Origin of the sequence: Niallia laureatilytica (genome assembly GCF_046613985.1) — a bacterium.
GTDB lineage: Bacteria > Bacillota > Bacilli > Bacillales > Cytobacillaceae > Niallia.
Map to the genome: position 1 here is coordinate 361,132 of NZ_JBKKHP010000003.1, position 25,479 is coordinate 386,610.

Here is a 25,479-nt window from a genome sequence, read left to right on the forward strand (position 1 = left end):
GAGATGTTTTGCTTGAGCCTTTTTTATATGTTGGAGTTGTAAAAAGGACACTGAGAAACATGACAAAATTATCCAACTATATATTGACCTCCGATATATCGTGTGTAATACTATGTGTATAAATATATCGTCACTCTGAATATTAAGGAGACTGTATGAAACCACTAACTGAATCAACATATTTAGTAATGCTGGCTCTTTATAATGATCCCTTACATGGTTATGGGATTATTAAGATGATAGAGCGCATAAGTGAAGGGAATTTAATAATCGCACCAGGAACCCTTTATGGGATACTTAGCAATTTAGAAAAGCAAAAGCTCATTAAAGCATGGAAAGAAGAATTGGATAGTCGTAAAAAAAAGACATACACTCTTACAGAAAAAGGGAAACAGGTATTTCAAGAGGAGTTTAATAGATATCAAAAGATGGTGAGTTTTACAGAACGCATCATTGAACAGAGGGAGAAGTGAAATGAGAAAAGATAAAAATTCTAAAAAAATTAGTGCGAAATTTATTAATTTAAATGAAGAAGAAAAATGGTTGCAAGACATGTTAATGGATGGCTGGGTCCTTAAAAAGTATGATTCTGAAGAAGTGGAGAAATGTGAATATGAATTTGAACGGATGGAGAGTAATGATCAGAAAGAATTAATTTATAAAATTGACTATCGTTTATTTAATAGAAAAAGAGATTACATAGAATACAAGTCTATTTTTGAAGATGCAGGCTGGACAATTCTCTCTAAGAATGTTTTCTATTCTAAACATATTTTCTACTCTGATAGTACAAATGAGTATAAAGAGATATTTTCTGATAGTGATTCCTATAAAGGACGCGACAAACGAAAAATGAATGGATATCTCCTTAATATTGTTATGTACATTGTATTTTCTATTATCTTATTCTCTTTATACTTTCAATTTGATAAAAGTGCATTCGGAGCTGGTGGATTTTTTACGATTTTTTGTACAATTAAATGCTTAATAGATTTCGTTAAGCATAAAAAGATATATCAGTCGTTAAAACAATAATGAGGGAAGTTTAATAGTTACATACTAAATGGAAGTAAAGAAGCTCAGCCTGACATAAAATAGAGCTTCTTTATTAACCCCTAAACTTCTCCTGTTCCCTTCTGCAATAATCAACAAACTCTCCCCAGCTTTCACCATTAAGGATAGTCGGTTGCTTTGTTTTAATTCTCCACATCCCGCTGCCAGGATTATTTCGTTTAGCCTCCAGTATCCCTTCGTGACAATACTTTCTGATTACTTCTGGAGGTAACTGCAAAATTTTAGCTGCATGTGTCACTTTTATATAATCTGGTAAAGGAACATCCGGTTCTAATTTTCCGTGTGAATTAATAGTGCTAGCTTTCATTTCTTCATTAAAATTAAGCTTCATTTCATTCACCCTTTTCCTACTGCTAATTTTAATTCTCTATTTCTATAAGTCTCTTAAACTCCTAAAAATTTGTCTTTATAAGGCTCATCTTATTTTTTTGCGTTTATACATAATCTATTATCTTAAACTTCCATTTTTTCTCCTGTAAGGAATTGGTGGCAGATGTTGAAAAGCAATAAGCAAAACACAATCATTTTTCATGACCAACTCTCTTTTTTTATCTTTATGTCATCAGGAAGCCCTTTTATATGAATTTCTATATACACTATTATATTAATACAATTTCACAGCAGGAATATTTCAAAAAAGAAACAGCTTATTTTAGAATTGAAACTGCTCTTTCATCCGTTTCTGAAATCCAGAAAATTCACCTTCATATGAATATCGAAAGTCTCAAATCATGAGCATCCTTAAGTAAATATTATTAACCATAGAATTAGCTGAAACTCTGCAGCTGTTAAAACTATCAATTTCCAATCCAACTTTTCCACTCCCTGTCCCGCACACCGGAAAAAATAAACTGGCATATTCCAAAATGGTGGCACATAGCAATATTATTGGGCTTTCGTCGGAGAGATAAGCTCCTTTTTTAGAGATTCAAATGAAAGCGTATACTTGCTTGCGAGAGTCTTTAAAAAAGACAAGTATGGCACCAAGCACAGAAGGCCCAAGAAATAGACATATGGGAAGGGGTTCACGGATGAAGAAGCTTTTATCTGTAATTTTAGCTGCTGTTTTATTGTTTGCGCTGGCTGCCTGTTCGGGGGGCGGCGGAGGCGGTGAGGATGAAAAGGGCTTTGTTGGTGTCAGCATGCCTACGAAATCATCTGAGCGCTGGATTAGTGATGGTAAGTATATGAAGGAAGAGTTTGAGAAGAAAGGCTATAAGGTTGATCTTCAATATGCAGAGGATGTTGTGGAAAACCAGGTTTCCCAGATTGAAAACATGATTACAAAGGGTGTAAATGTGCTTGTTATTGCAGCGATTGACGGCGAGGCGCTGACAAATGTTTTAGAAAAGGCGCATAAGCAGGAAATTAAAGTAATTGCCTATGACCGTTTGATTAAAAAGAGTGAGTATGTCGATTATTATGCTACATTTGATAACTTCCAGGTTGGTGTGCTGCAAGGCAGCTATATAGAAGAGCAGCTTGGCTTGAAGGATGGCGAAGGCCCATTTAATGTGGAGCTGTTTGGCGGTTCTCCTGATGATAATAATGCGTATTTCTTCTTTGATGGGGCGATGTCTATCTTACAGCCTTATATTGATTCAGGCAAGCTTGTTGTTCAAAGCGGACAGACGAAGTTTGAGCAAGGTGCAACATTAAGATGGGATGGAGCGACAGCTCAAGCACGGATGGATAACTTGTTGAGTGCTCATTATACGAAGGAAAATGTGGATGCAGTCTTATCTCCGTATGACGGGATCAGCATCGGTATTATCGCGTCCTTAAAAGGTGTCGGCTATGGTACAGCAGATAAGCCGCTGCCAGTCGTGACTGGACAGGATGCAGAATTGGCGTCTGTTAAGTCCATCATTGCAGGCGAGCAAACACAAACCGTCTTTAAGGATACGAGAGAGTTAGCGAAGAAAGCAGTTGAAATGTCAGAGGCTGTTTTGAATGGTGAAGAAGCGGAAGTCAATGATACAGAAACATATGATAATGGCGTTAAGGTTGTTCCTGCTTATCTATTAGAGCCAGTGTCAGTTGATAAGGAAAACTATCAAGAAATTGTTATCGACAGCGGCTATTATGATGAGTCTGAATTGAACAACTAAAACTATTTCGGCAGTTCCTCTTCATTAAAGGGGAACTGCCGCAAGTAAGAAAGGGGGAGGACAGCATGGGGAATATTCTCGAAATGAGAAATATTACGAAGGAATTTCCCGGCGTCAAGGCGCTTGATGATGTGAACTTGAAGGTTGAAGCAGGCGAGATTCACGCATTATGCGGCGAAAATGGAGCGGGAAAATCAACGCTCATGAAGGTGCTGAGCGGTGTGTATCCTCATGGCACATATGCAGGAGATATTCTCTTTCAAGATGATGTCTGTATGTTTAAAGACATAAAGAGCAGTGAAAGCTTAGGGATTGTTATCATTCACCAAGAGCTTGCCCTGATACCAGAGCTGTCGATTGCAGAAAATATTTTCTTAGGAAATGAACAGGCGAAAGCTGGTGTTATCAATTGGAATGAGACCGTAGTAAAAGCAAGAGAGCTATTGAAGAAGGTCGGCCTGTCTGAAAATCCGAATACACTCATATCACAAATTGGTGTCGGCAAGCAGCAGCTTGTGGAGATTGCTAAAGCTCTGTCGAAGGATGTTAAGCTGTTGATTTTGGACGAACCTACAGCGGCGCTAAATGAAGAAGAAAGCGAAAATTTGCTGCAGCTGCTGCTTTCCTTTAAGAAAGAAGGTATGACGAGCATCATGATTTCCCATAAATTGAACGAAGTCTCAAAGGTTGCTGACAGCATTACTATCATCAGGGATGGAAGGACAATTGAGACATTGAAATGGGAGGAAGTCTCAGAGGACAGAATCATTAAAGGCATGGTCGGCAGGGAGCTGACGAACCGCTATCCAGACAGAACGCCGAAGATTGGCGAAACCATTCTTGAGGTGAAGGATTGGGAAGTGCTGCAAAGTGACAGGAAAGTCATCGACAAGATTAATATGCATATTAAAAAAGGTGAAATCGTCGGGATTGCTGGGGTAATGGGCTCTGGAAGGACCGAATTTGCAATGAGCATTTTCGGCAGGTCGTTCGGCACGAAAATCTCTGGCCAGCTTTATAAGGATGGCAAAGAAATCACTCTCAAAAATGTTCCAGAAGCTATTGAGAATGGACTGGCTTACGTGACAGAAGATCGAAAGAATTATGGACTTATTTTAATAGAAGATATTAAACAAAATATATCGCTGCCTAACTTAAAAAAGCTTTCAAAATTCACTGTTTTGAATGAGCAAGTGGAAGTGAAAGAAGCGGAAAACTATCGAAGGAAGATGAATATTAAAACACCGTCGATTCTGCAAAAGACAGGGAATTTAAGTGGCGGCAACCAGCAGAAGGTTGTGTTAAGCAAGTGGATTTATGCAGAGCCAGATATCCTCATCCTCGACGAACCGACAAGAGGGATTGATGTTGGCGCGAAATATGAGATTTATACAATCATTAACCAGCTTGCCGAAGAAGGCAAAGGCATTCTTCTTATTTCCTCGGAGATGCCAGAGCTGTTAGGAATGTGTGACAGAATTTATGTGATGAACGAAGGCAGGATAAAGGGAGAGCTAGAAGCAGCGGAAGCGACACAGGAAAGCATCATGAAATATATCACAAGCTGATATTTTCCTATAGTAGGGAAGGGGGAATTAAGGTGAATACACCGTTGGAAGATTATCGAAATAAAGGCTCTGTGTTATCACTGATTCAGAGTAATTTACGCCAATATGGAATGTTTACCGCATTAGTGCTTATTATGATATTGTTTCAAGTTTTAACAGAGGGAATTCTGCTGCGGCCGCTGAATATCACCAATCTGATTTTGCAGAACAGCTATATTCTCGTCCTTGCAATTGGGATGGTCCTTGTTATTATTACAGGCCATATCGATTTGTCAGTCGGTTCTGTTGCTGCCTTTGTTGGCGCCATTTCTGGAATATTAATTATCAACCATGATATGCCCGTCTTTTTGGCCGTTATTCTTTCCTTATTAGTAGGCGCAGTAATCGGTGCATGGCAAGGCTTCTGGGTTGCATATGTCAAGATTCCCGCCTTTATCGTCACACTTGCAGGGATGCTTCTGTTCAGAGGCTTGACGATGCTTGTCCTTAAAGGCAAGTCAGTTGCGCCATATCCACAGTCTTTCCAGGATATCAGCTCAGGCTTTATTCCTGATATTTTTGGCGGCAGCACCTTGCATATGCTCACAATCGTCGCGGGCATTGTCTTTTCAATTATTTATTTGCTGCTTGAAGTACGAAATCGCCGAACACAGCTTCGTTATGATTTTGAAGTTTCTTCAAAAGGACTGTTTATCACGAAAATAGCCGCTGTGATTGTTTTGATTAATGTGTTCACATATGTATTAGCAACATATGAAGGGATACCAATGATTCTAATTATCCTGATTGCTTTAGTTGCTATCTACAGCTTTGTGATGAAGAAAACTGTAATGGGCAGACATATTTATGCGATCGGCGGCAACGAAAAGGCTGCAAGTCTTTCTGGAATCAAAACAAAGAAAGCTACTTTCTGGGTGTTTGTGAATATGGGTGTTCTTGCTGCACTGTCTGGCTTGATTTTCGCAGCAAGGCTTAACGCTGCAACACCAAAAGCCGGGAACCTGTTCGAGCTGGATGCAATCGCAGCCTGCTTCATCGGCGGTGCGTCCGCATATGGCGGAATCGGCACAGTCGGCGGGGCCATTGTCGGCGGTCTTGTTATGGGTGTAATGAATAATGGTATGTCCATCATCGGCCTTGGGATCGACTGGCAGCAGGCCATTAAAGGACTTGTGCTGCTGATTGCGGTTGCTTTTGATATTTATAATAAGAATAAATTAGCATCGTAAATGCTTAAAACCCAAGCTCTAGTAGAGCTCGGGTTTTTGCTTTTATGAGTGATTATGCAAAGTCCTCTAACACTATTTTTCCTATTGTTTTTCCAGACTCGACTAAAGCATGTGCCTTCCTAATATTTTCAGCATGAATAGGAGACAATGTCTTCTTTAATGTTGTTTTAATAACACCTATATCAATTAGCTCACTCAAATGGTTTAAAAGCTGTTGCTGTTTCTCCATATCTTCTGTTTCATACATAGATCGTGTGAACATAAACTCCCAAACAAATGTAGCACTTTTATTTTTTAACACATTTAAATCAAGAGGCTGGGCATTTTCTACAATGGAACAAATCATTCCTTGTGGTTTAATGGCATCTGCCATGGCTAGCCAATGCTGGTCAGTATTATTCAAGCATAGAATGAAATCAACATTTTCCATGCCATGCTGTTTCAATTGTTCCTGAAAGGAATGATGATGGTTCATAACAAAGTCTGCTCCCAGTTCTTTGACCCAATCGCTTGTACTTTGACGAGAGGCGGTGGCAATGACAGTAAGACCGGCCCATTTAGCAAGCTGAATCGCGATAGAACCAACTCCGCCAGCTCCGCCGATTATTAGAATGGTCTTTTGTTTGTTGTTTTCCTTGTCACTAGCTTCAATGGCTAATCTGTCGAATAAAGCTTCCCATGCTGTAATCGAGGTAAGCGGCAATGCTGCCGATTCGGCAAAAGTTAATGTGTGCGGTTTTTTGCCGACAATCCTTTCATCCACTAAATGGAATTCGCTGTAAGTTCCTGGACGGATAAGGCTACCGGAATAATAGACTTCATCACCGACTTGGAAATCGTGACAATCTTCTCCTGTTTCAACGACCACGCCACTTGCGTCCCAGCCAAGAATCTTTGGCTGTTCTTCTGTTTTTGATTTTGGGGAGCGCACCTTTACATCAACAGGATTTATCGATACAGCCTTGACCTTAACAAGCAAATCCCTTCCTGTTGCACGAGGCTTCGGCAGCTCTACATCAAACAAACTTTCTTCATCCTCAATAGGCAAATATTTTAATAGTCCAACAGCTTTCATACTAATGACAACTCCTTTAATCTTTGTTAATTGAAATTATAGGATGATAATCAAAATAATGTAAGAAGGCACATTTATGTTGTATAGTATCATTAATGTTACTAACTGTGAGGTGAGCTTTTATGCGAAACAGAAAAAGCGGGTATGGATGTCCAGAAGGATGTCCTGTCGAATCAACTCTTGATGTGATAGGGGGAAAGTGGAAGGGAGTAATTCTTTATTACCTCCTAGAAGATAAAAAACGATTTAATGAATTGCGGCGCCTGATGCCGGGAATTACTCAGAGAATCTTATCCCTCCAGCTAAGCGAGCTTGAAAAAGATGGAATTATTCACCGTGAGGTTTTTCCAGAGGTTCCTCCAAGAGTGGAATATTCCATGACAGAGTTTGGCAGAACATTAGAGCCAATTATCACCCAAATGAAGGACTGGGGCGATAAATACAAATCAAGAATCGAAAGCGTCAAAGAATAATAAAAGCGGGCAGAAAACCCCGCCCCTATCACTCCGGCAATACTTCCTCATAAAGAATCCGCGCCGTGATATCCTGTTCATAATTCCCAAAGCTTCTGCCGTAAAGGGTCAGGCCGCCAACTGTGCCTTCATCTGTGACAGCAAACTTCAACTTGATGTCAGGATGGTCTTGCAAACCGACATCCTCAATGGTTACATCAGAAATGCGGCAGCCATCAATAAATGTACCGCTTTTATTGATGCGCAAGAGCTTTAACAGCCCATACTGATTCAAGTGAGGCGGCCACCAGCTTGGGTTGCAGGCGCCTTTCGTTCCGCCGAAATCTCCTGGTGAATTCCAATAGCCCAGCTCAACATTATTTAAAGAAAAGAAGATATCAGAAGGCCAGTCATTATTATAGAAGGGTGCTTCTGAGCTGATTTCAAAAATGAATTGGATTTCTTTGAACTGTTGATTTTTCTTTAAATAGTTAGGAATTCGGTATTCTAGATAGCCTTTCTTCAGCCAGACGATTTCGGCATGAATATGGTCAGGGTCGGCAAAGTAGCGGGGGTTGTCAAACTCGCCGATAATGCTGTCCTTTGTCGCAAGGCCGCAGGTTGGATCTGCGGCATAATCACAGTAATGACCGACCTTTATTTCGTATTCGTAAAAGTTCTCCACCCCCTTGTCCTGCAGCTCGATTGTGAGGATATCTTCATTTAAATAACAGATTTTCTGGATTCCATGCTTGCCCCCTGCAGTTGTTATGTCAATCAGCCCGCTTTCCTCAAGCTTTTTTATATGCATTGTTACCGCTCCGTTCGAGAGCTGGAGCTTTTGGGCGATGTCGTTTAAATTTAAACTTTGATTTCTTTGCAAAAGGGTTAAGATTTCAAGGCGGATTTCAGAGCTTAACGCTTTGTAAATATTTAAGCCAGACCGGAGATCTTTTATATGTATCATCGATATTACCTTCTTTCTAAATAGTAAGCAGGCTTGTTATTTGCCTGCCCGTTTTTGTTCATATTGAGTAAATGTTTTTAAGCTGATCCACATCATATAAAATGCCGGCACACTTGCGCCAAAGAGAATAATGCTTCCTGGAAAGGTAATAAACAGATAGACGATGACAAGGAGTCCGCCGACCAGCTTTAATCCTGCTAGCGGCATCGCCAAGGTGAACAGCAGCGCATTTTTAATGATATGAAGTCCTTTCAGCTCGTAATGAACATAAATAGAGAAGAAATGGAGAATGCTGCAGGCATACAGTAAAGCGATAAATAACACTGGAAAATAGAGATACTGCAAGAAAGGAATGGACGTATGCTGAAGCGCCAGTAAATCAGCATATAGAACAAGTCCGCCAAAGCTGAGCAGCATACCTAGCAGATTGCTTTTCATAAATTCCTGCTTAAAAACAGACAAAAAAGTCGCAAAAATCGGCATGTCTGTTTCGCCAAGGAGCCATTTCCGTGTCACTGCAAACAAGCTGACAGTGGCAGGGAAGACACCGAATATTACTAGACCCAGCAAAGAAAATCCCATCCATAATAGATGAATATATAAAAAGCGCAGAATCCAGTTGGAGATAGAATAGATAGAATCAATGAGCACAGCTCTTTTCATAGAAGACACTCCTTTTCTTTTAATAAAATATAAAATAAGCAGCTGCTTCTCTTTCATGTTTATGTGAAGGAATCTATAAAAATATAAAAAAACGGAAAAATCCTCCTATTTTCCTTTGCATAAGGAAAGAATATGTCAATTTGTAAGGGAGTAAAAGGAATTTCCTTTAAAATATTCCAAGTGATTACCGACTATTTTCACTTTATGACAGCGTTTTCCTAGACCATCTTCTTAATTATGAAAACGCATACATTTTTAAAGGGATGGCTTAATACTATGTAAATGTGTAAAACATTTTATGTTCTTTTAAAATAAACTGTTTTCCCAACAAGCTAAGAGGAGGAAAAAGGATGAAAAAGGGTCTTTTAGGAATGCTGGCTATCATTCTAGTAAGCTCCATGTTTTTAGCAGGCTGTAATAAGGGCAGTTCGGATAAAGGCTATTCGAACAGTGGAAAGGGAACAAAGATTGAATTGTGGACCTTCAACGAGCTTCATGAACAATATTATGAGCATATGGCGGACAAGTGGAATGAAGAAAATCCTGATGATCAAATCAGCATCAAGGCCACTACATACCCATATGAGGATTTGCATAACAAGCTGCTTGTTGCCTTGCAGTCAGGCAAAGGTGCCCCGGATATTTCTGATGTGGAAATCTCTAAATTCGGCAACTTCCTGAAAGGTGAACCGCAAATCCTGTCTTTAGATGATGTAATTGACCCAGAAAGAGAAAATATCGTGCAATCACGACTTGATATTTACGCCAAAGACGGCAAGACATATGGAATTGACTTTCATGTCGGCGCTGCCGTTATTTATTACAATAAAGAAATTTTAGATAAAGCCGGAGTCAATCCAGATGACATAAAAACATGGGCTGATTACAAGGAAGCTGGCAAAACAGTCCTTGAGAAAACTGGCATTCCGATGACGACACTTGATATTGAAGATCAATGGTCGTTCTGGCCGCAGGTTGCTCAGCTTGAAGGAAAAGACGATCTTTTGAAGGAGAATGGCGAGGTTAACCTGACAGATCCGCGCATTGTGGAGGTGCTTCAATATGAACAGGATCTTGTTAAAGAAGGAATTGCGATTCCATCTCCAGGAAATGACCATCATTCTGAGGAATATTACGGCTTCATGAATAATGGTGGAGCAGCCTCTGTGTGGATGCCGATGTGGTATATGGGCAGATTCACTGATTATATGCCTGATTTGAAAGGGAAAATCGTCATCAAGCCAATGCCTGCTTGGTCTGAAGGAGCACCGCGTTCAGCAGGGATGGGCGGTACAGGCACTGTTGTGACAAACCAGTCTAAAGATCCAGATGTAGCGAAGAAATTCCTTGCTTATGCAAAGCTGTCGAAGGAAGGCAATATCGAAATCTGGAAGCAGCTTGGCTTTGACCCGATTCGTTCTGATGTATGGGATTTGCCGGAAGTCAATGAAGAGAATAAATTCACAGAATACTTCGGTCCCAATATTTTCGGCACATTGCTGGAAGTGAAGAATGAAATTGAAGGTGTCAATATTGGCGAAAGAACACCAGATGTCTCAAATGCTGTTAAGACAACGATTTTATTCCAGTCATTAGTCGAAATGAAAGATCCGAAGCAAGCGCTGGAGGAAGCAGCAAGCCAGATTAAATAAATCATCTTCAGGAGGCTTTGCCTTTGCCTCCTGATTCTAAAGGGGGGATCTTTACATGGAAGCAAGCAGCAGACAGGGCGGGAGGAAACAGAAGAAAAGAAGTCTCCTTTATTCTCAAAATGCAGCACCTTACTTTTTCATCTTTCCTTTCATTCTGTCTTTTTTCATCTTTTTTGCGTATCCCGTTGTCACGACGATTATCATGAGCTTTCAGGAAGTGCTGCCAGGGCAGACGACCTTTATCGGCTTAGACAACTATAAGGAATTATGGAATCCAACCTTTCTGACAGCCATCCGCAACAGCACTGTTTATACAATTTTGACATTAATTATCTTAATCCCAGTGCCGCTGATTCTTGCTGTGTTCCTTAATTCGAAGCTGATGTTTGCGAAGAACTTCTTTCGGTCTGTTACGTTCATTCCAGCACTCACATCTGTCGTTGTTGCAGGGATGATCTTCCGCTTAATCTTTGGCGGACAAGAGGGTGCATTGCTGAACTCTATTTTGATTAATTTTGGGATGGAGCCGAAAGCATGGCTGAACCATGGGGGCACAAGCATGTTTGTTCTTGTTGTGCTGGCAACATGGAAATGGATGGGCATCAATATCCTTTATTTCCTGGCAGGACTGCAAAATATCCCGCGGGAGTTGTATGAGTCGGCAGAGGTGGACGGTGCTTCAACATCACGGAAATTCTGGCATATTACCTTACCGCTGTTAAAGCCCATCAGTATTTATGTGTTTACCATCAGTATTTACGGCGGTTTCTCGATGTTTGCTGAAAGCTATATGCTTTACGGAAGCAACAGGTCGCCTAATAATATCGGGCTGACAATTGTCGGCTATTTATACCAAAAAGGCATCGAGCAAAATAATCTCGGCTTCGGTTCTGCAGTCGGCATCGCTTTGCTTGTGATTACGCTGATTATTACGTTAATTCAGCTTAAATTCTTTGGAATGTTCAAAAAGGAGGAACAAGGATGAAAACGAAGAAAAAGCTGAAGCTGTCGTCCATCCTATTGATCCTGCTCTTTGTGGCAATCGGTATTTTCGCCTTATTTCCGCTGTTTGCGATTACACTCGGCTCCTTGAAGCCGTCAACAGAAATTATGAGATACGGACTCAATTTAAAGCTGCAGGCAGACCTGTTATCATTCGATAACTATTCTTATTTGTTCAACGGGGAAACAGACTATTTCATATGGTATAAAAACAGCATAATCATCACCATTGCATCTACTTTATCCTGCCTGCTTTTAACAAGCATGGTCGGCTACGGTCTTGCTGTTTATGACTTCAAATTTAAGAACCTTGTGTTTGGACTCGTTTTAATTGTGATGATGATTCCTGTTGAAATCATTATGCTTCCATTATATAAGCTCACGATGAGCCTTGGCTTAATGGACACATTAGTCGGTGCCTTTCTGCCATTTGTGGTTGCACCGATTCCAATTTTCTTCTTCCGCCAGTATGCGAGTGGGCTGCCTCGTGATTTGCTTGATGCAGCAAGGGTCGATGGCTGCACCGAAATCGGCATTTACTTCCGGGTGATGATGCCGTTAATGACACCAGCCTTTTCCTCGATGGCAATCCTGCAGGCATTAGGAAGCTGGAACAACTTCCTCTGGCCGTTGATTGTTTTACGGTCAAGCGAAAATTTAACATTGCCGATCGGCTTATCTACATTGCTTACACCGTACGGCAATAACTATGATGTGCTGATTGCCGGGTCTGTGATGGCGATATTCCCAGTGCTGATTCTGTATATTTTCTTCCAGCGCTACTTTATTGAAGGCATGACTGCCGGCGGTGTGAAGGGTTAATCTAAAAAAATGTGAAGGGAAGAAAGATATATGTACAAAAAAGCGAAGATGATTTTAGAAAAAGATTTTAAAATTGCTGAAGTCGATAACCGAATATACGGCTCCTTTATTGAGCATCTTGGCAGAGCCGTTTATGGGGGGATATTTGAGCCAGGTCATCCTGAAGCAGATGAAAAGGGGTTCCGCAAAGATGTAACAGGATTAATAAAAGAGCTGCAAGTGCCGCTAATCCGCTATCCTGGCGGCAACTTCGTGTCAGGCTACAATTGGGAGGACGGTGTCGGGCCTGTTGAAAGCAGACCAAGCCGCCTTGAGCTTGCATGGCGGACAACAGAACCGAATGTCGTCGGCACAAATGAGTTCATGGAGTGGGCGAAGCAGGTTAATGCGGAGGTGAATATGGCAGTCAACCTTGGCACAAGAGGGATAGATGCAGCCAGAAACCTTGTCGAGTACTGCAATCATGACAGCGGCTCGTACTATAGTGATTTGCGCATAAGCCACGGCTATCGAGAGCCTCATAAAATTAAAACATGGTGTCTTGGCAATGAAATGGACGGTCCATGGCAAATCGGGCATAAAACAGCGGCAGAATATGGCCGCATTGCCCAAGAAGCGGCAAAGGTCATGAAATGGGTAGACCCGAATATTGAGCTTGTCGCCTGTGGCAGCTCCAACCGAAATATGCCGACATTTGCAGAATGGGAAGCAACGGTTTTGGATCATACGTATGACCATGTCGAATATATTTCCTTACACCAGTACTATGGCAACCGTGATAATGACATCAGCAACTACTTGGCTCTGTCTCTAGAAATGGATGATTTTATTTCATCTGTCATCTCGATTGCAGATTATATTAAAGCAAAAAAACGGAGCAAAAAGAAAATCCATCTGTCCTTTGATGAGTGGAATGTTTGGTATCACTCTAGAGAAGCAGATAAGCTGATTGAACCGTGGACAGTCGCACCGCCGCAGCTTGAGGATATTTATAATTTTGAGGATGCGCTGCTTGTCGGCTGTATGCTGATTACGATGCTAAAGCATGCCGACAGAGTAAAGATTGCCTGCCTTGCACAGCTTGTGAATGTCATTGCGCCAATCATGACAGAAGAGAATGGGCCTGCGTGGAAGCAGACAATTTTCTATCCATATATGCATGCGTCCGTTTACGGCAGAGGTGTTGCCTTAAATCCAGTTATCTCCAGCCCTAAATATGACAGCAAGGACTTCACCGATGTGCCAACATTAGAATCAACAGCAGTATATAATGAGGAAAACGAAGAACTGACAATCTTTGCTGTCAACAGAGATCTTCAAGAAGGCTTGCTGCTTGAATGCGATCTGCGCAGCTTTGAAGGCTATAAAGTTATCGAGCATATTGTGTTAGAGAATGACGATATTAAACAAACGAATTCTGCTACAGCTGAAGCAGTGAAACCACATACTAATGGAGATGCTGCCATAAGCGGAGGACAGCTGGCTGCGATGCTGCCTAAGCTGTCATGGAACGTCATCCGCCTCGTAAAAGCATAATGGATAACAGCCATGCTAAATTTTTAGCATGGCTGTTTATGTAGAAGAAACTTAAATGTAAAAGTTAAGTAGCACAGGCCCCACCTACGCCTTATGCCATTGATAGCCACTCATGCTATCCACGCTATCTTTATCATAATGGACAAATATGAACAGAATACGGACATACTGTAAAAGGTATGTTAAAAAAATATGTCAACTATGTCTTTTTGTTCGAAAAACAATATATTCTGCCTGAAGCAGCAAAGCGATAAAGAAAATAGGGAAGGAGATAGCTACTAACCTTCTGTGCCAATCTAAATTTCGCTTCAGCAAGCCTCCAGAAAAAAGCATTTCTATTAATGAAAACAAGAATTGCATGTTCACTCAACTCCTTTTTCTTAGTTTGCAATCTTCTGAAGCTGTTATACATAGCCCATAAAAAAAAGCCCGAAACTCCGGGCTGTTATTTCAAGGCAAGAAGCGCCTGTTTACATGATTGGAAGAAACGGATATTCAAGTCATTGCCGTTCGTATAAGTAATCGTATCCTGTGCCATCTTAACCTGCACACCGCTGATAATCAGCTCTGTGCCCATTAAGCCAAGAATATCATTGATCATTTTGAGACCATTATGTACAACTTCATCATATTTCAATAAACCTTGCAAGTCGATAATGAAATAATCTTCCTTAGAATTGCCGACATATGTTGATATATCCTGAACAAGCTGTTCAAACCGATCCATTGTTAAATCGCCAATAAGCGGTAAAATAGATGTTTTTTCGTTAATGGAAATAATAGGAGTAGAAAGATTCGCTATTTGCTCTAAATATTGGTTGATAAGCTGCTCTGATTCTTTTCTGTCAGTAATATCTTTTTGAATGCCAACAAAAAAGAGCTTACTGTCGTCTCCAATGCGAATGGGAGAAAGCTCAAGCTCATTCCAGAACATTTCACCGTTTTTGCGATAGTTACGCAGCTGAACAACAATATGTTCTTCATTTCTGATCGCATCCCGCAATGCTGTTACTGATCCTTGCTTTTTATCATTTCCTTGTAAGAACCGGCAGTTTTTGCCGAGAATGTCTACTGCCGCATACCCCGTCAACCGTTCGAATCCTCTATTTACATAAATGATGGGGTTATCCAGTAAGCTTGGGTCTGTGATGACAATACCGGTTCCAACTCTTTCCACTGCTTCTCTGATAAAGCTGTCTCTAAACATGTCAGGATACTGATTTGATTGGATGTTATTCCCCTCCTCGAAAGTTAAATTCCATTTAATAATAATCATTATAACAAAATGGAAAAGACAATAACATCACAGACTCTTATAGATATGTTAAAATGACAAATGCAAGCAATATGTCACATTATTTTCCATTATTTTTAAAAATTATAAAATAGTGCTAAAAAACCTTTGCAATACTAAGAAAAAGTGTTACTATAATTGTACGTTATTAAGAACATTTTGTTAAGTAAAAATTAAAGTGTACATATTATTATTTTTTAGATAGAGAGAGAAGATTGGAGAGGTTAAAATGAAACAAGTAAAAAAAGCGATCATTCCAGCAGCAGGATTAGGAACAAGATTCCTGCCAGCAACAAAAGCAATGCCAAAGGAAATGCTGCCAATTGTTGATAAACCGACAATTCAGTATATCGTTGAAGAAGCAATCGCTTCTGGCATTGAAGACATCATCATCGTAACAGGAAAAGGCAAAAGAGCAATTGAAGATCATTTCGACTATGCTCATGAGCTGGAGCAAAATTTGCTTGAGAAGAAGAAGTTTGATCTTTTGGAGAAAGTTCAATACTCCTCCAATCTTGCTGATATCCACTATATTCGTCAAAAAGAGCCGAAAGGACTTGGCCATGCTGTTTGGTGTGCGAAAAGCTTTATCGGCAACGAGCCATTTGCTGTCCTGCTTGGTGATGATATCGTTCAAAGTGACACACCTTGCTTGAAGCAGCTGATTGACCAGTATGAAGAAACACTTTCACCTGTCATCGGCGTACAGACTGTTCCAGACAGTGAAACAGACCGTTACGGCATTGTTGACCCTATCGAGCAAGAAGGCAGACGCTATCAAGTAAAGAACTTTATTGAAAAGCCGAAGCGCGGAACAGCACCATCTAACCTGGCTATTATGGGCAGATACGTGCTGACACCAGAAATCTTCATGTTCTTAGAAAAGCAGCAAACAGGAGCTGGCGGTGAAATTCAGCTGACAGACGCTATCCAAGAGCTGAACCAAATCCAACGAGTATTTGCTTACGACTTTGCAGGCAGCCGCTATGATGTTGGGGAGAAGCTTGGCTTCGTGAAGACAACATTGGAATTTGCTCTGCAACAGGACGAAATGAAGCAAGAGCTGATTGATTATATGAAGCAATTGATGAAAAAGCATGATAATGCAGAAATTAAAATTCTTTAATTAGAGCTAAGAACAGGGCATAATGGATGTCCTGTTCTTTTTTGTTCTATAACGCTATCATTCCATAATTTTACTGTATAATAATTACAGTAGAAAGGTGGAGGGAAATGAGTAAGGATACAAAGCAAAATGAAAAGAAGGATTTCACTGATTCAAGCTGGTTTATTTTTGTAGTTGTTTTGGTGGCGGGTCTTATTAATGTTTTTATTATTAAATAAAAGACGAGGGAGTCGCATCTTCGTCTTTTTTTACAACAAAAAAAGACAGACGGAAGATTAGCCTCCGTCTGTCTTGTCGATTATTTCGCTTTTGTGACTGTTTTTTCTGTCACTTTGCTAGTGTTCCCAGCTTTGTCTTTTGCTGTTGCAGCAAGCACTGTTTTTTCTTTTTGCTTTTTAATTTTAATCGAGTAGTTGCCTTTTTTATCTGCTTTCCCACTGGCAATAGCTTTTTTATTTACTGTGATAGTAACAGTTGCATTAGCTTCTGTGCTGCCTTTTACCTGTGTTGTAGCAGTTGTGACATTGTTAACCTTTGGAGCCTTTGGCGCTGTTTTATCAGCAACCGTGATTGTTTTGGCTTTGCTGACATTGCCAGCTTTATCCTTCGCTGTGATGCTCAGCTTCGTGCCGGCCTTTTGCTTTTTGATGGCGATAGAATAAGCGCCTTTACTGTCAGCTTTTCCACTCGCAACTGTCTTTTTGCCATCTTTAATGGTGATAGAAGCATTTGCTTCTGCTTTACCAGTTATTTTTGTGCTGTTATCGCCGACTGTGCCGCTGACGGAAGGTGCGCCAGGTGCTGTTTTATCAGCCACCGTAATGGTTTTAGCTTTGCTGACATTGCCAGCTTTATCTTTGGCTGTAATGCTCAGCTTCGTGCCAGCCTTTTGTTTTTTAATGGTGATAGCGTAAGCGCCTTTGCTGTTCGCTTTCCCGCTGGCAACAGCTTTTTTGCCATCTTTAATTTCAATGGAAGCATTTGCTTCTGCTTTGCCTTCAATTTTTGTGCTCTTGTCACTGATTGTGCCAGTCACAGAAGGAGCAGCTGGCGGTGTGCTGTCGCCAACAGTGATAGTCGCAGCTTTGCTTGTCAGCTTCGCACCGTCTGTTGCTGTAACACTTAGCTTCGTGCCCATTTTTTGTTTAGCAATCTTAATAGAGAACTTACCTTTGCTGTCAGCTTTGCCTGTGCCGATTGATTTTTTACCAGCTTTAACGGTAATCGCTGCGAATTCCTCTGCTGTTCCTGTCACCTTCGTATCATTGTCACCAACTTTATTAACTTTCGGTGCATTAGGTGCTGTTGTGTCTTCAAGGACAGCTGTGCGGATCGTTGCTTTTGCTGGTGTTCCATTTACTGTCTTTTCAAATGTTACCTCCAAAATGCTGTCTGTTTTTTGCAGCGGAATTTCGATAGCGTAATTGCCATTTTTGTCTGCTGTTGCTTTTTTTACGTCCTTGCCGATTTTTACGCTAACAGCAGTGCCGCTTTCAGCTGTGCCTTTAAGAGCATAGCTGCTGTTGTAAACATCAGCGACAGTTGCTTTCAGCAATGCTGTGCTGTATGCCCCGTAAACATCGAGTCTGCCCCAGCCGGAAACATAATCATAGCCTGGTGGGAGGCTGTCTCCTTCTTCGTAAATAATTTCGCCGTCCTCTGTGATTACTTCTACTATATCTTCAAACTTGTACGGGTTGTCCTGCTCTTCAAAAGCAATGTTTGTTGCTGTTTCTGTCAGGATTTTTTCGACTTGCACAGGCTTCAAGCTGCTGTCTAATGACAGAAGCAATCCTGCAGCTGCGGCAACATGCGGTGTTGCCATTGATGTACCGCTGTAGTAAGTAACATTACCGTTTGGCACAAGGCTTGGGATATTAGTGCCTGGAGCGACTAAATCAGTGCCGATACCATAGTTGGAATAATCGGAAACAATATCCATGTCATTAGTAGCGCCGACAGATGTAGCATACTTGCTTGATGCAGGATAGCCGACTTCTTCCATACCGTCATTTCCTGTCGCAGCAACGATAGTTACATTATGGTTGTACGCATACTGCATCATATATTCCAATGTTCTGCTGTAAGGTCCGCCAAGGCTCATGTTAATGACTTTAGCACCTTTATCAACAGCATATTTAATTCCTTTAGCGATTTGTTCTGTATCACCTGCGCCGCTTGCGTCCAGAACTTTTACAGGAAGAATCTTCGCATTAGCATGAACACCAGAAATCGAATAGCCATTATCCATACCTGCTGCGATAATGCCGCTCACATGTGTTCCGTGACCGTTATCGTCAAGGACATTATTATTGTTGCCAATATAGTTATAGCCTTCAGAAGCTAATACATTGCTGCTTAAGTCAGCAAGTGTGCTGTCCACACCTGTATCTACAACAGCAATTACCGTTTCACTTGGCTTAGCTGCTGTCAGCAAGGAATGAAGGGGACCGAACTGAATATCTGCACCGCTTGTTCCTTGTGTTTGGCCAGTGTTAGATAAAGACCATTGGTATGGATTAGAGACGTCATTTGTTGTCTTACCTAATGCTTTATATGTTTGAATTTGTTCTACATATTCAACTGCCGATGATTTTTTGACAGAGTTCACAATGCTGTTCTTTTGCTGTGTCGAATAGCTGTTGTCTTTTACTTCACTGCCAAGGTCGATTACATATAAATCATCTGCGATTTTATCTGAGTTGTTTAAACCTTGGATTGTTTCACTTTGAGCAGCTTGTGCGCTTTTCTTAAAAGTTGATAGGCTTTTGCCTGATTTCAGTTTGACGATGTACTTGTTAGAAGTATTCTTGTTAGAAATAGCTGTTGTAGAAGCTCCCAATTTATTAAATACAGTTGAGAGTGTTTTATCTTCTAAGTTGCTGATGTTGATTTTTGCTTCCGTCTTTTTCAGCTGTTCCTTCAATGTCTCAGGTGCAGCATCATAAGCATATTTGTACAAGCTGTTGATTGCTTTCACGTCTGCGCTTGTAAAGGTGTAAGTAGAGCTTGTGCCGTTTTTAAGCAATTCCGTGTAAATTGGCTTAAGCTGACGCAAGTTCTTTAACACATCACTGCGCATGCCTTCATCAAAAACGATTTTTGCACTTAAGAAAGGTGCCACCTTGTAGTATAAAGAAGACAGCTTTTTGCCTTCATCTGTTTGCGATAAAATCGAATCTCTGATTTCACGCAAGTCCTTCAAGATAGACAAACCATCCTTCTGCTCGCTAGTGCTCAATTCAACAGGGCATTCTTCCGCTGTTTCTGTTGAAGGCTCAAGCACTTCGCCTTTCACATTCAGTGTAAAGGAAGTATCAGCTTCGATAGGCTCTGCTTCTTCCGTTTCTTCACCTTCTGGTAATCCTTCTTCTGCTAGCTTCTCTTCTGAGACCTCTTCTTCTAAGACCTCTTCTTCATATGGATAATACTCAACCTTCACATAGTAAGAGCCAATCCATGCTAACGGAAAATGAATAACCGCTGGCGATTCGATAAAGCTGTAGCCTTGATACTGATCAAATGTGTTTTCAGCATTTGCATTTTCAAGACTAGAGTAAACGGAAACATTCATTTCCTCTGTTGAATCTAATGTGAATTCATAGTGCGAAAAGTTCTTAATGTCTTCTGCAGTCGGCGTGAATTTAAACCATTTAACATACTCTCCGTCTGCGAAGCTGTCTTCAATTAGCTTCCCGCTAACTCCAGTGTCTGCTTCATCTGCAGTCGAGGCTGCCGCTGCTGGAAGTGCTGTCCAATTGCTGACAACTAAAACAAAGGCTAGTAAAAAAGTAAAGATCGAACCAATGCGTTTTTTGCTTTTCATCACGTTCCCCCTAGGAAAATTAATAGATTACAAATCTATTAAAGCATGTTTTTGGGAGAAGTGTTAATAATATCTAGTAAAAATGGAAAAATTATTCAGTTATTCCTATTTGTTAAAAAAGTTCGTAGGCATTAAGTCTGGAAATAGGAAATGACAGAAATTTTCTACTATTTATGGTAAAATAAACATTATCTGTAAATAGGAGGAGAAGAAATGAACAAAAAACTGATTCTGCCAATCCTCACACTCGTGCTGGAGGCAGTTGCCACCTTCCTCGTCGCTTCGTTTTTTTCAATTCGCTTTATTGAAGTAATGTTTTTTACTGGACTTGTGTTTACACTGATTATTTTTACCTTTTCCAGCAGCGGCGGAGCATGGACAAGATTTATCGACAGCCAGACAAGTGCACAAACAGGCATTATGCTCGAAAAAGAGCCGTTTTATTTACGAATGAATCTTTCCCTTATCACATCTGCTGTGTATACAGCAATCGGACTTATTCTGTTTATCTTATTAATCGCAAAGGTGATTCCGCCTGCTTAACTTGTAATTAAAAGCCCTCAATTGGGCTTTTTTATAGTTTGCCTGTCTGAAAAACTGTTTTTCTTCTATATATAAGGTAAGAAAGGAGAGATGATGATGGCAAGAGGATTTGATTGTGCAACAAAGCTCAACACTAAATCAGCAAGTGCCTTAAAGAAAGAAGGATTTGACTATACGGCCCGCTATCTTGGGAACAGCTGGAAGACATTTGATAAAACAGAAGCAGAAGCCATCAGCAAGGCCGGCTTAAAGCTGATCAGCATCTTTCAGAAAAGCGCCGACAGAGCAGCCTATTTTACAGAGGCACAAGGCAAGGCTGATGGACTGGAGGCGGTGAAAGCGGCAAAGGCAGTCGGCCAGCCACCGGGAACAGCGATTTATTTCGCAGTTGACTTTGATGCCAGAAGCAGTGCTATGCCAAACATTCTAGCTTATTTCAATGGAGTCAAAAAAACATTCGAAACGTATAAGCTCGGCATTTACGGGTCCTATGCCGTCATGCTTGCAGTAAAGGGCAAGGCCGATTATTACTGGCAGACATATGCCTGGTCGAATGGAAAGATTGCTGACTTCATTCATATGCACCAATATGAAAACAATATTAAAGTCGCAGGGGTGCTGATAGACAGAAATGATGTTCGCAAAGAACCAGGGCACTGGAGTTCGACAGGAAAAAGCTCCGCCACTAAAAGCTTTGAGGTGAAAACAGAAACAGCTGCCTATTTAACAGCAGCAGATGCAAAGCTTGGCAAGCACAAAAAAGGGATTGTAAAGACTGGAAGCTACTATATTTTCAATGAATCAGCAGGAATGGTTAATGTCACGAAACAACAGGGAGTGCCAGGCTCATGGATTAACCCAAAAGCAAGTGGCTCAACAGAATACCATACTGTCGCAAAAGGAGACAGTCTTTCAAAGATTGCCCAACAATATGGCATAACCCTCGCCAATCTCCAAAATCTAAACCCGCAGATTAAGAATATTCATCTTATTTATCCAAACCAAAAAATTAAAGTAAAGTAGGCCAATGCTGCTCCCTAATTCTGAAGGGGGCTTATTTTTTTGTGAAATTTTTTCCAAGTAAGGCGAACAGCAATACATTTTCCCTCTGTTTTTAGTATGATAGAAGTAGATAAATAACAAGGAGGCGATATGGTTGGAGAATAAGCAAGAAGAACTTCAAGTGACGATGAATGCTGCCGGAAAACATTTCTCAGAGGAGAAGTTCTGGGGAAAGCTCGCGAAGTTTGCCAAAAAGGCAGGCGCATCTGTCGTGTATGCAGTGCTGCTCTTGTATTTCACATTAAAGAAGCCAGAAGTGCCGGTTAAAGCGAAAACCACGATAATCGGGGCCTTAGGCTATTTCATTCTTCCCATTGATTTAATTCCAGATATGGCAGTCGGAATCGGATTTACAGATGACCTCGGAGCGTTAGGAATTGCACTGATTCAAGTAGCCATGTATATAGATGAAGATACAAAGCAAAAAGCAAAGCAGAAATTAGCAGACTGGTTTGGAGACAATGTCAGCACAAAAGAGATTGACGCTAAAATCGGCGGTTAACGATAGGTGATAAGAAAGTTGTATGAACAGTGATAGTAAATTATGGGTATTTCGACTGGTGTAAAATGAACCTTTTGGCATATGAAAACAGCTTTTTTCTTTTTTACAATAAAAGGATATTAGGTAATATATCGGATAATGAGGCTTTACATGTTCGAAATCCTTTGTGAAAAAGAGAGGAGAGTTTCGTGAAAATACTAGATGCTTCCAGTTTACAAGATACAATGGAACAGAGGGCGAAGCATTATGATAAGCTTCGCGACCAGTTTACCGCACTACGAAAGGCCTTTCAGGAAATCATTGATTTAGACGACTTCGAAGGAAGAGGCGCCGAAGCAATCAAAGCCTTTTACCAAGGCCAAATCGAAGTAGTCGAAGCATGGCAGCGCCTGTTTGACAGACAAATCGCCTTTTTTGAAAGCGTCGGCGGCAAGCTCAGCGACAAGGATTTAGACGGCAACACAAGAGTAGAGACAGCCTTTCTGGAGGAAGATCTTGTCCAGAAAGAACGCCAAGCAGATGAAATGATAACCGAGCAGCGCCGCGCACTCGAAAACATCTTTCGGGATATCGATGATCTCGTCTCATTAGATGCCTTTTCCCGAGATAAATTCGATGATTTAATGATGGACGCAAGCAAAAAACGCACAAAAACAATTGAAGCAGTCGAAGATACAGATCAAGAGCTCAAAGAAGAATATCTGACCTCAGAAGGGGAAGAAGCCTATGCCATTCAGCTGTTCAGTGCCCTACTTGGCGCAACAAAACAAGGCAGCAGCATCTCCCCCATCCATTTCGACGCAGATGCCTATCAAGCAAGCGACATCTACAAGCTGAAAGGAGAGGCAGAAGCCGCCACCTTAAGCTACATTACATACAAAAAAGAAGAACAACAAGCAAGAGAAATCGCCGAACAGCCCACATCCGAAAAAGTATGGGGCGGCATCAAAAGCTTCGTCGGCGAATTCACCGGCTATTATGATTACAAGCGCGCAGTCGAAGGCGTCGATCCCGTCACAGGCGAAAAGATGTCAACCGCACAGCGCTTAGCAGCAGGAGGTATGGCATTAGCCGGCTTCATTCCAGTCGTCGGCTGGGCAGGCAGAGCCGTCAAAGGCGGCAAAGGCATCTATTCGGCAACAAAAGGAATCAGCGCCGCCGAAAATGCCATGAGCACCTACAAAAACGTAAAAGCCTTTAGCACCCTAGAAAAAACCGAAATGGGCATCTACGGCCTCCTTTCCGCCAACGGCCTGTCCGAATACGTAACCGGCAAAGACATGTTCGGAAACGAACTCACAGACCAGCAGCGCCAAGCAAGCCTAACCCAAAGCATCTTCGCAGGCCTACCATTTGTGCCAGGTATGGCGAAAGAAGCAAACCGACTCGGCCAACAAGCCTTGAACTCAACCGTGCAAATGAGCAAGCAAGGAGCGGACGTTTCAAGAGCGTTTATGGATGATCTTGGACGTAGTCTTAATACTTCTCCTAATGCAGCGTTTGCGGGTGGGGTTGGTAATATGAGTTCCTACTTGAAAGCTGAGAGCAGGGCTGATGTTGGGAAGGTTAGTGGGGATAAGGAAGAGTATTTGAGTATGTTGAGTGGGCGTGCTAGTGGTGTTGTGGATAAGGGTACGGATAATTATAGGCAAATAGACTTTACAAGAGGTTTTGACGTAGACCCTAAATACAGTACTTATGAACAAAGGGTAAAAACTACCCCTGTTAACAAAGGTGAATGGAGTAACGAACGAGCAGAATCGTTATTTATCTCCGATAAGACCGGTGAAATAAAAAAATACCTTGATGAAGCTGGTGTTGATGGAGTTGAGTATAAAAACGGAATGCCAGACTTTTCTCCATTTTCCAAAGGTGAAATTAAATTAGAAAATATGACTAATGATAGAAAATCAAACTTTTCGACTGCTGATGAAGAATTGGCTAAAAAGTGGAGTACACCAGAACAAAAATGGACAGCAGAAGATATAGCTGATTGGCGAGAAGATAATAAATATACTTGGCATGAACTTAACGACTTGGAAACAATACAATTGGTGCCAAGTAAAATCAATAGTGTTTTTAAACATTTGGGTGGAGTTGGAGAATATAATATAAAAGTTAAGTTAGGAGAGTAATTAGGATGGCTATAATCAATGATGAATTATTTGGAAAGCTTGAATATAAAAACAATTTTTGGAGAGGAAAAACAACCATTAGAATGTTTGATTTGGAAAGAGAAATACTTTTAAGTGTTGATGCACATGAAAACGCTGATTTTTCAAATGTGCAAAGAGAAGCATTTATTAACTTTAATCAAGAAATGAATAACATAATACATGAGGCTGAAAAGCAAGTCTACGATTACTATATTGAGAACTATGAAGAGTATAGAGAGATGTTAGGTAATGAATCAGAAGCAGATAAATTTGCACCAAAGATTGATTCTATCTCAGATTTAAAAGGAATAGTAAAGCCAGTTGAATTAATTGTAAGAAGAGTAAGAAAGAATGGAAAAAGAAGATTAGGTTTACTTTGTGATGTTTCCTGGGATATTGACAATGGGATGGGAATAAAAATCGAAGATGAAATGGTAGAAGAAGTAGGTTATCAAGATATTGTATTATAACTTTCGAAATATTCTGGACGATAAAGTTGACCTTGAATGGAAGTGAGTTCCTTCAAGGTTTTTTCCATAATTAATAGATGAGAGGTAATTTAAAAAGACTGTATGAAATTCATAACTCATGAAGGTTGTACCATCATGGAGTATCGGTTTAATACTTGGATAGTAAAAAAAGTATGATAATTAGGCGAGATGACATTTTACATGGCAGGGGTAGTTATGACAGGGAATGGCTAAAAAACTAACGAGAATGACAAAGCTCGTGGCGATAAAAGGTAGGTTACGTAAGAAGGTAACTAGTTTAGCGTCAAGGCAGACAAAAATTGGGTTGTGTTTTTACAAGAGACGGTTG

Annotated in this window: 23 protein-coding genes; 16 read left to right on the top strand and 7 right to left on the bottom strand. The window is 40.8% G+C overall.

Annotated features, from left to right (window positions below):
- The first annotated feature begins 155 nt into the window (after window positions 1-155).
- Together ACLIJJ_RS11490 and ACLIJJ_RS11495 are read left to right on the top strand one after the other, a co-directional pair.
- A complete protein-coding gene (locus tag ACLIJJ_RS11490) occupies window positions 156-473 on the top strand; it encodes a PadR family transcriptional regulator (protein WP_251646559.1) in 318 nt (105 codons plus the stop codon).
- Window position 474: 1 nt separating this feature from the next.
- The gene (locus ACLIJJ_RS11495) at window positions 475-1,035 is read left to right on the top strand and encodes a DUF2812 domain-containing protein (RefSeq protein WP_251646557.1); all 561 of its coding nucleotides are present in this window, start codon (window positions 475-477) and stop codon (window positions 1,033-1,035) included.
- A 73-nt stretch (window positions 1,036-1,108) separates the two neighbouring features.
- Here the strand turns inward: ACLIJJ_RS11495 and ACLIJJ_RS11500 are convergent, their stop codons facing one another.
- Window positions 1,109-1,405, bottom strand: a complete 297-nt coding sequence (locus ACLIJJ_RS11500; RefSeq protein ID WP_285109871.1) for a hypothetical protein — start codon at window positions 1,403-1,405, stop codon at window positions 1,109-1,111.
- Between the two features lie 700 nt (window positions 1,406-2,105).
- Between ACLIJJ_RS11500 and chvE the strand changes: the two genes are divergently transcribed.
- The 3 genes from chvE to mmsB all read left to right on the top strand — a co-directional run bounded on the left by chvE (window position 2,106) and on the right by mmsB (window position 5,982).
- Window positions 2,106-3,185 (top strand): multiple monosaccharide ABC transporter substrate-binding protein, encoded by a 1,080-nt coding sequence (gene chvE, locus ACLIJJ_RS11505; RefSeq protein WP_233315834.1) that lies wholly within the window; start codon window positions 2,106-2,108, stop codon window positions 3,183-3,185.
- A gap of 65 nt (window positions 3,186-3,250) precedes the next feature.
- Window positions 3,251-4,753: a multiple monosaccharide ABC transporter ATP-binding protein gene (mmsA, locus tag ACLIJJ_RS11510; protein ID WP_237942019.1), complete on the top strand. Its 1,503-nt coding sequence runs from the start codon at window positions 3,251-3,253 to the stop codon at window positions 4,751-4,753.
- Window positions 4,754-4,863: 110 nt separating this feature from the next.
- Window positions 4,864-5,982, top strand: a complete 1,119-nt coding sequence (gene mmsB / locus ACLIJJ_RS11515; RefSeq protein ID WP_233316145.1) for a multiple monosaccharide ABC transporter permease — start codon at window positions 4,864-4,866, stop codon at window positions 5,980-5,982.
- Window positions 5,983-6,034: 52 nt separating this feature from the next.
- On the opposite strand, the gene ACLIJJ_RS11520 is transcribed toward mmsB, so the two are convergent.
- Complete coding sequence (locus ACLIJJ_RS11520) at window positions 6,035-7,057, bottom strand: zinc-binding alcohol dehydrogenase family protein (RefSeq protein ID WP_251646556.1); 1,023 nt, start codon at window positions 7,055-7,057, stop codon at window positions 6,035-6,037.
- Between the two features lie 122 nt (window positions 7,058-7,179).
- Between ACLIJJ_RS11520 and ACLIJJ_RS11525 the strand changes: the two genes are divergently transcribed.
- A complete protein-coding gene (locus ACLIJJ_RS11525; RefSeq protein WP_233315831.1) occupies window positions 7,180-7,530 on the top strand; it encodes a winged helix-turn-helix transcriptional regulator in 351 nt (116 codons plus the stop codon).
- Window positions 7,531-7,558: 28 nt separating this feature from the next.
- Here the strand turns inward: ACLIJJ_RS11525 and ACLIJJ_RS11530 are convergent, their stop codons facing one another.
- Both ACLIJJ_RS11530 and ACLIJJ_RS11535 read right to left on the bottom strand, forming a co-directional pair.
- Entirely contained in the window at window positions 7,559-8,476 is a 918-nt protein-coding gene (locus ACLIJJ_RS11530; RefSeq protein WP_233315830.1) for an ArsR/SmtB family transcription factor, read from the bottom strand.
- A 36-nt stretch (window positions 8,477-8,512) separates the two neighbouring features.
- On the bottom strand, window positions 8,513-9,139 hold the full coding sequence (locus tag ACLIJJ_RS11535; RefSeq protein WP_411410896.1) for a YesL family protein: 627 nt from the start codon (window positions 9,137-9,139) through the stop codon (window positions 8,513-8,515).
- A 350-nt stretch (window positions 9,140-9,489) separates the two neighbouring features.
- Here ACLIJJ_RS11535 and ACLIJJ_RS11540 point away from each other — a divergent pair, with 350 nt between their 5' ends.
- The 4 genes from ACLIJJ_RS11540 to arfA are packed head-to-tail and all read left to right on the top strand — an operon-like array spanning window position 9,490 to window position 14,151.
- Window positions 9,490-10,791 (top strand): ABC transporter substrate-binding protein, encoded by a 1,302-nt coding sequence (locus ACLIJJ_RS11540; RefSeq protein WP_411410897.1) that lies wholly within the window; start codon window positions 9,490-9,492, stop codon window positions 10,789-10,791.
- A gap of 55 nt (window positions 10,792-10,846) precedes the next feature.
- Window positions 10,847-11,776 (top strand): carbohydrate ABC transporter permease, encoded by a 930-nt coding sequence (locus tag ACLIJJ_RS11545; protein ID WP_233315827.1) that lies wholly within the window; start codon window positions 10,847-10,849, stop codon window positions 11,774-11,776.
- Complete coding sequence (locus ACLIJJ_RS11550; RefSeq protein WP_233315826.1) at window positions 11,773-12,615, top strand: carbohydrate ABC transporter permease; 843 nt, start codon at window positions 11,773-11,775, stop codon at window positions 12,613-12,615. Before ACLIJJ_RS11545 ends, ACLIJJ_RS11550 begins: the two co-directional genes overlap by 4 nt.
- Before the next feature lie 48 nt (window positions 12,616-12,663).
- A complete protein-coding gene (arfA, locus tag ACLIJJ_RS11555) occupies window positions 12,664-14,151 on the top strand; it encodes an arabinosylfuranosidase ArfA (protein ID WP_411410898.1) in 1,488 nt (495 codons plus the stop codon).
- Window positions 14,152-14,346: 195 nt separating this feature from the next.
- On the opposite strand, the gene ACLIJJ_RS11560 is transcribed toward arfA, so the two are convergent.
- Complete coding sequence (locus tag ACLIJJ_RS11560; protein ID WP_233315824.1) at window positions 14,347-14,511, bottom strand: hypothetical protein; 165 nt, start codon at window positions 14,509-14,511, stop codon at window positions 14,347-14,349.
- A gap of 85 nt (window positions 14,512-14,596) precedes the next feature.
- Entirely contained in the window at window positions 14,597-15,358 is a 762-nt protein-coding gene (gene ytvA / locus ACLIJJ_RS11565; protein ID WP_411410899.1) for a YtvA family blue-light photoreceptor, read from the bottom strand.
- 316 nt (window positions 15,359-15,674) lie between these two features.
- On the opposite strand from ytvA, the gene galU reads away from it, so the two are divergent.
- A complete protein-coding gene (gene galU, locus ACLIJJ_RS11570) occupies window positions 15,675-16,571 on the top strand; it encodes a UTP--glucose-1-phosphate uridylyltransferase GalU (RefSeq protein WP_233315822.1) in 897 nt (298 codons plus the stop codon).
- A gap of 298 nt (window positions 16,572-16,869) precedes the next feature.
- Here galU and ACLIJJ_RS11575 read toward each other — a convergent pair whose 3' ends face one another.
- A complete protein-coding gene (locus tag ACLIJJ_RS11575) occupies window positions 16,870-20,397 on the bottom strand; it encodes an Ig-like domain-containing protein (protein ID WP_411410900.1) in 3,528 nt (1,175 codons plus the stop codon).
- A 213-nt stretch (window positions 20,398-20,610) separates the two neighbouring features.
- Between ACLIJJ_RS11575 and ACLIJJ_RS11580 the strand changes: the two genes are divergently transcribed.
- From ACLIJJ_RS11580 to ACLIJJ_RS11600, 5 genes are all read left to right on the top strand, one after another.
- Window positions 20,611-20,940 (top strand): hypothetical protein, encoded by a 330-nt coding sequence (locus tag ACLIJJ_RS11580; RefSeq protein WP_233315820.1) that lies wholly within the window; start codon window positions 20,611-20,613, stop codon window positions 20,938-20,940.
- 90 nt (window positions 20,941-21,030) lie between these two features.
- Window positions 21,031-21,963: a glycoside hydrolase domain-containing protein gene (locus ACLIJJ_RS11585; RefSeq protein WP_233315819.1), complete on the top strand. Its 933-nt coding sequence runs from the start codon at window positions 21,031-21,033 to the stop codon at window positions 21,961-21,963.
- Window positions 21,964-22,129: 166 nt separating this feature from the next.
- Entirely contained in the window at window positions 22,130-22,504 is a 375-nt protein-coding gene (locus tag ACLIJJ_RS11590; protein ID WP_233316143.1) for a YkvA family protein, read from the top strand.
- Between the two features lie 188 nt (window positions 22,505-22,692).
- Complete coding sequence (locus tag ACLIJJ_RS11595) at window positions 22,693-24,639, top strand: T7SS effector LXG polymorphic toxin (RefSeq protein ID WP_411410901.1); 1,947 nt, start codon at window positions 22,693-22,695, stop codon at window positions 24,637-24,639.
- 5 nt (window positions 24,640-24,644) lie between these two features.
- A complete protein-coding gene (locus ACLIJJ_RS11600) occupies window positions 24,645-25,130 on the top strand; it encodes a DUF6985 domain-containing protein (RefSeq protein ID WP_034767638.1) in 486 nt (161 codons plus the stop codon).
- Window positions 25,131-25,479: the final 349 nt, after the last annotated feature.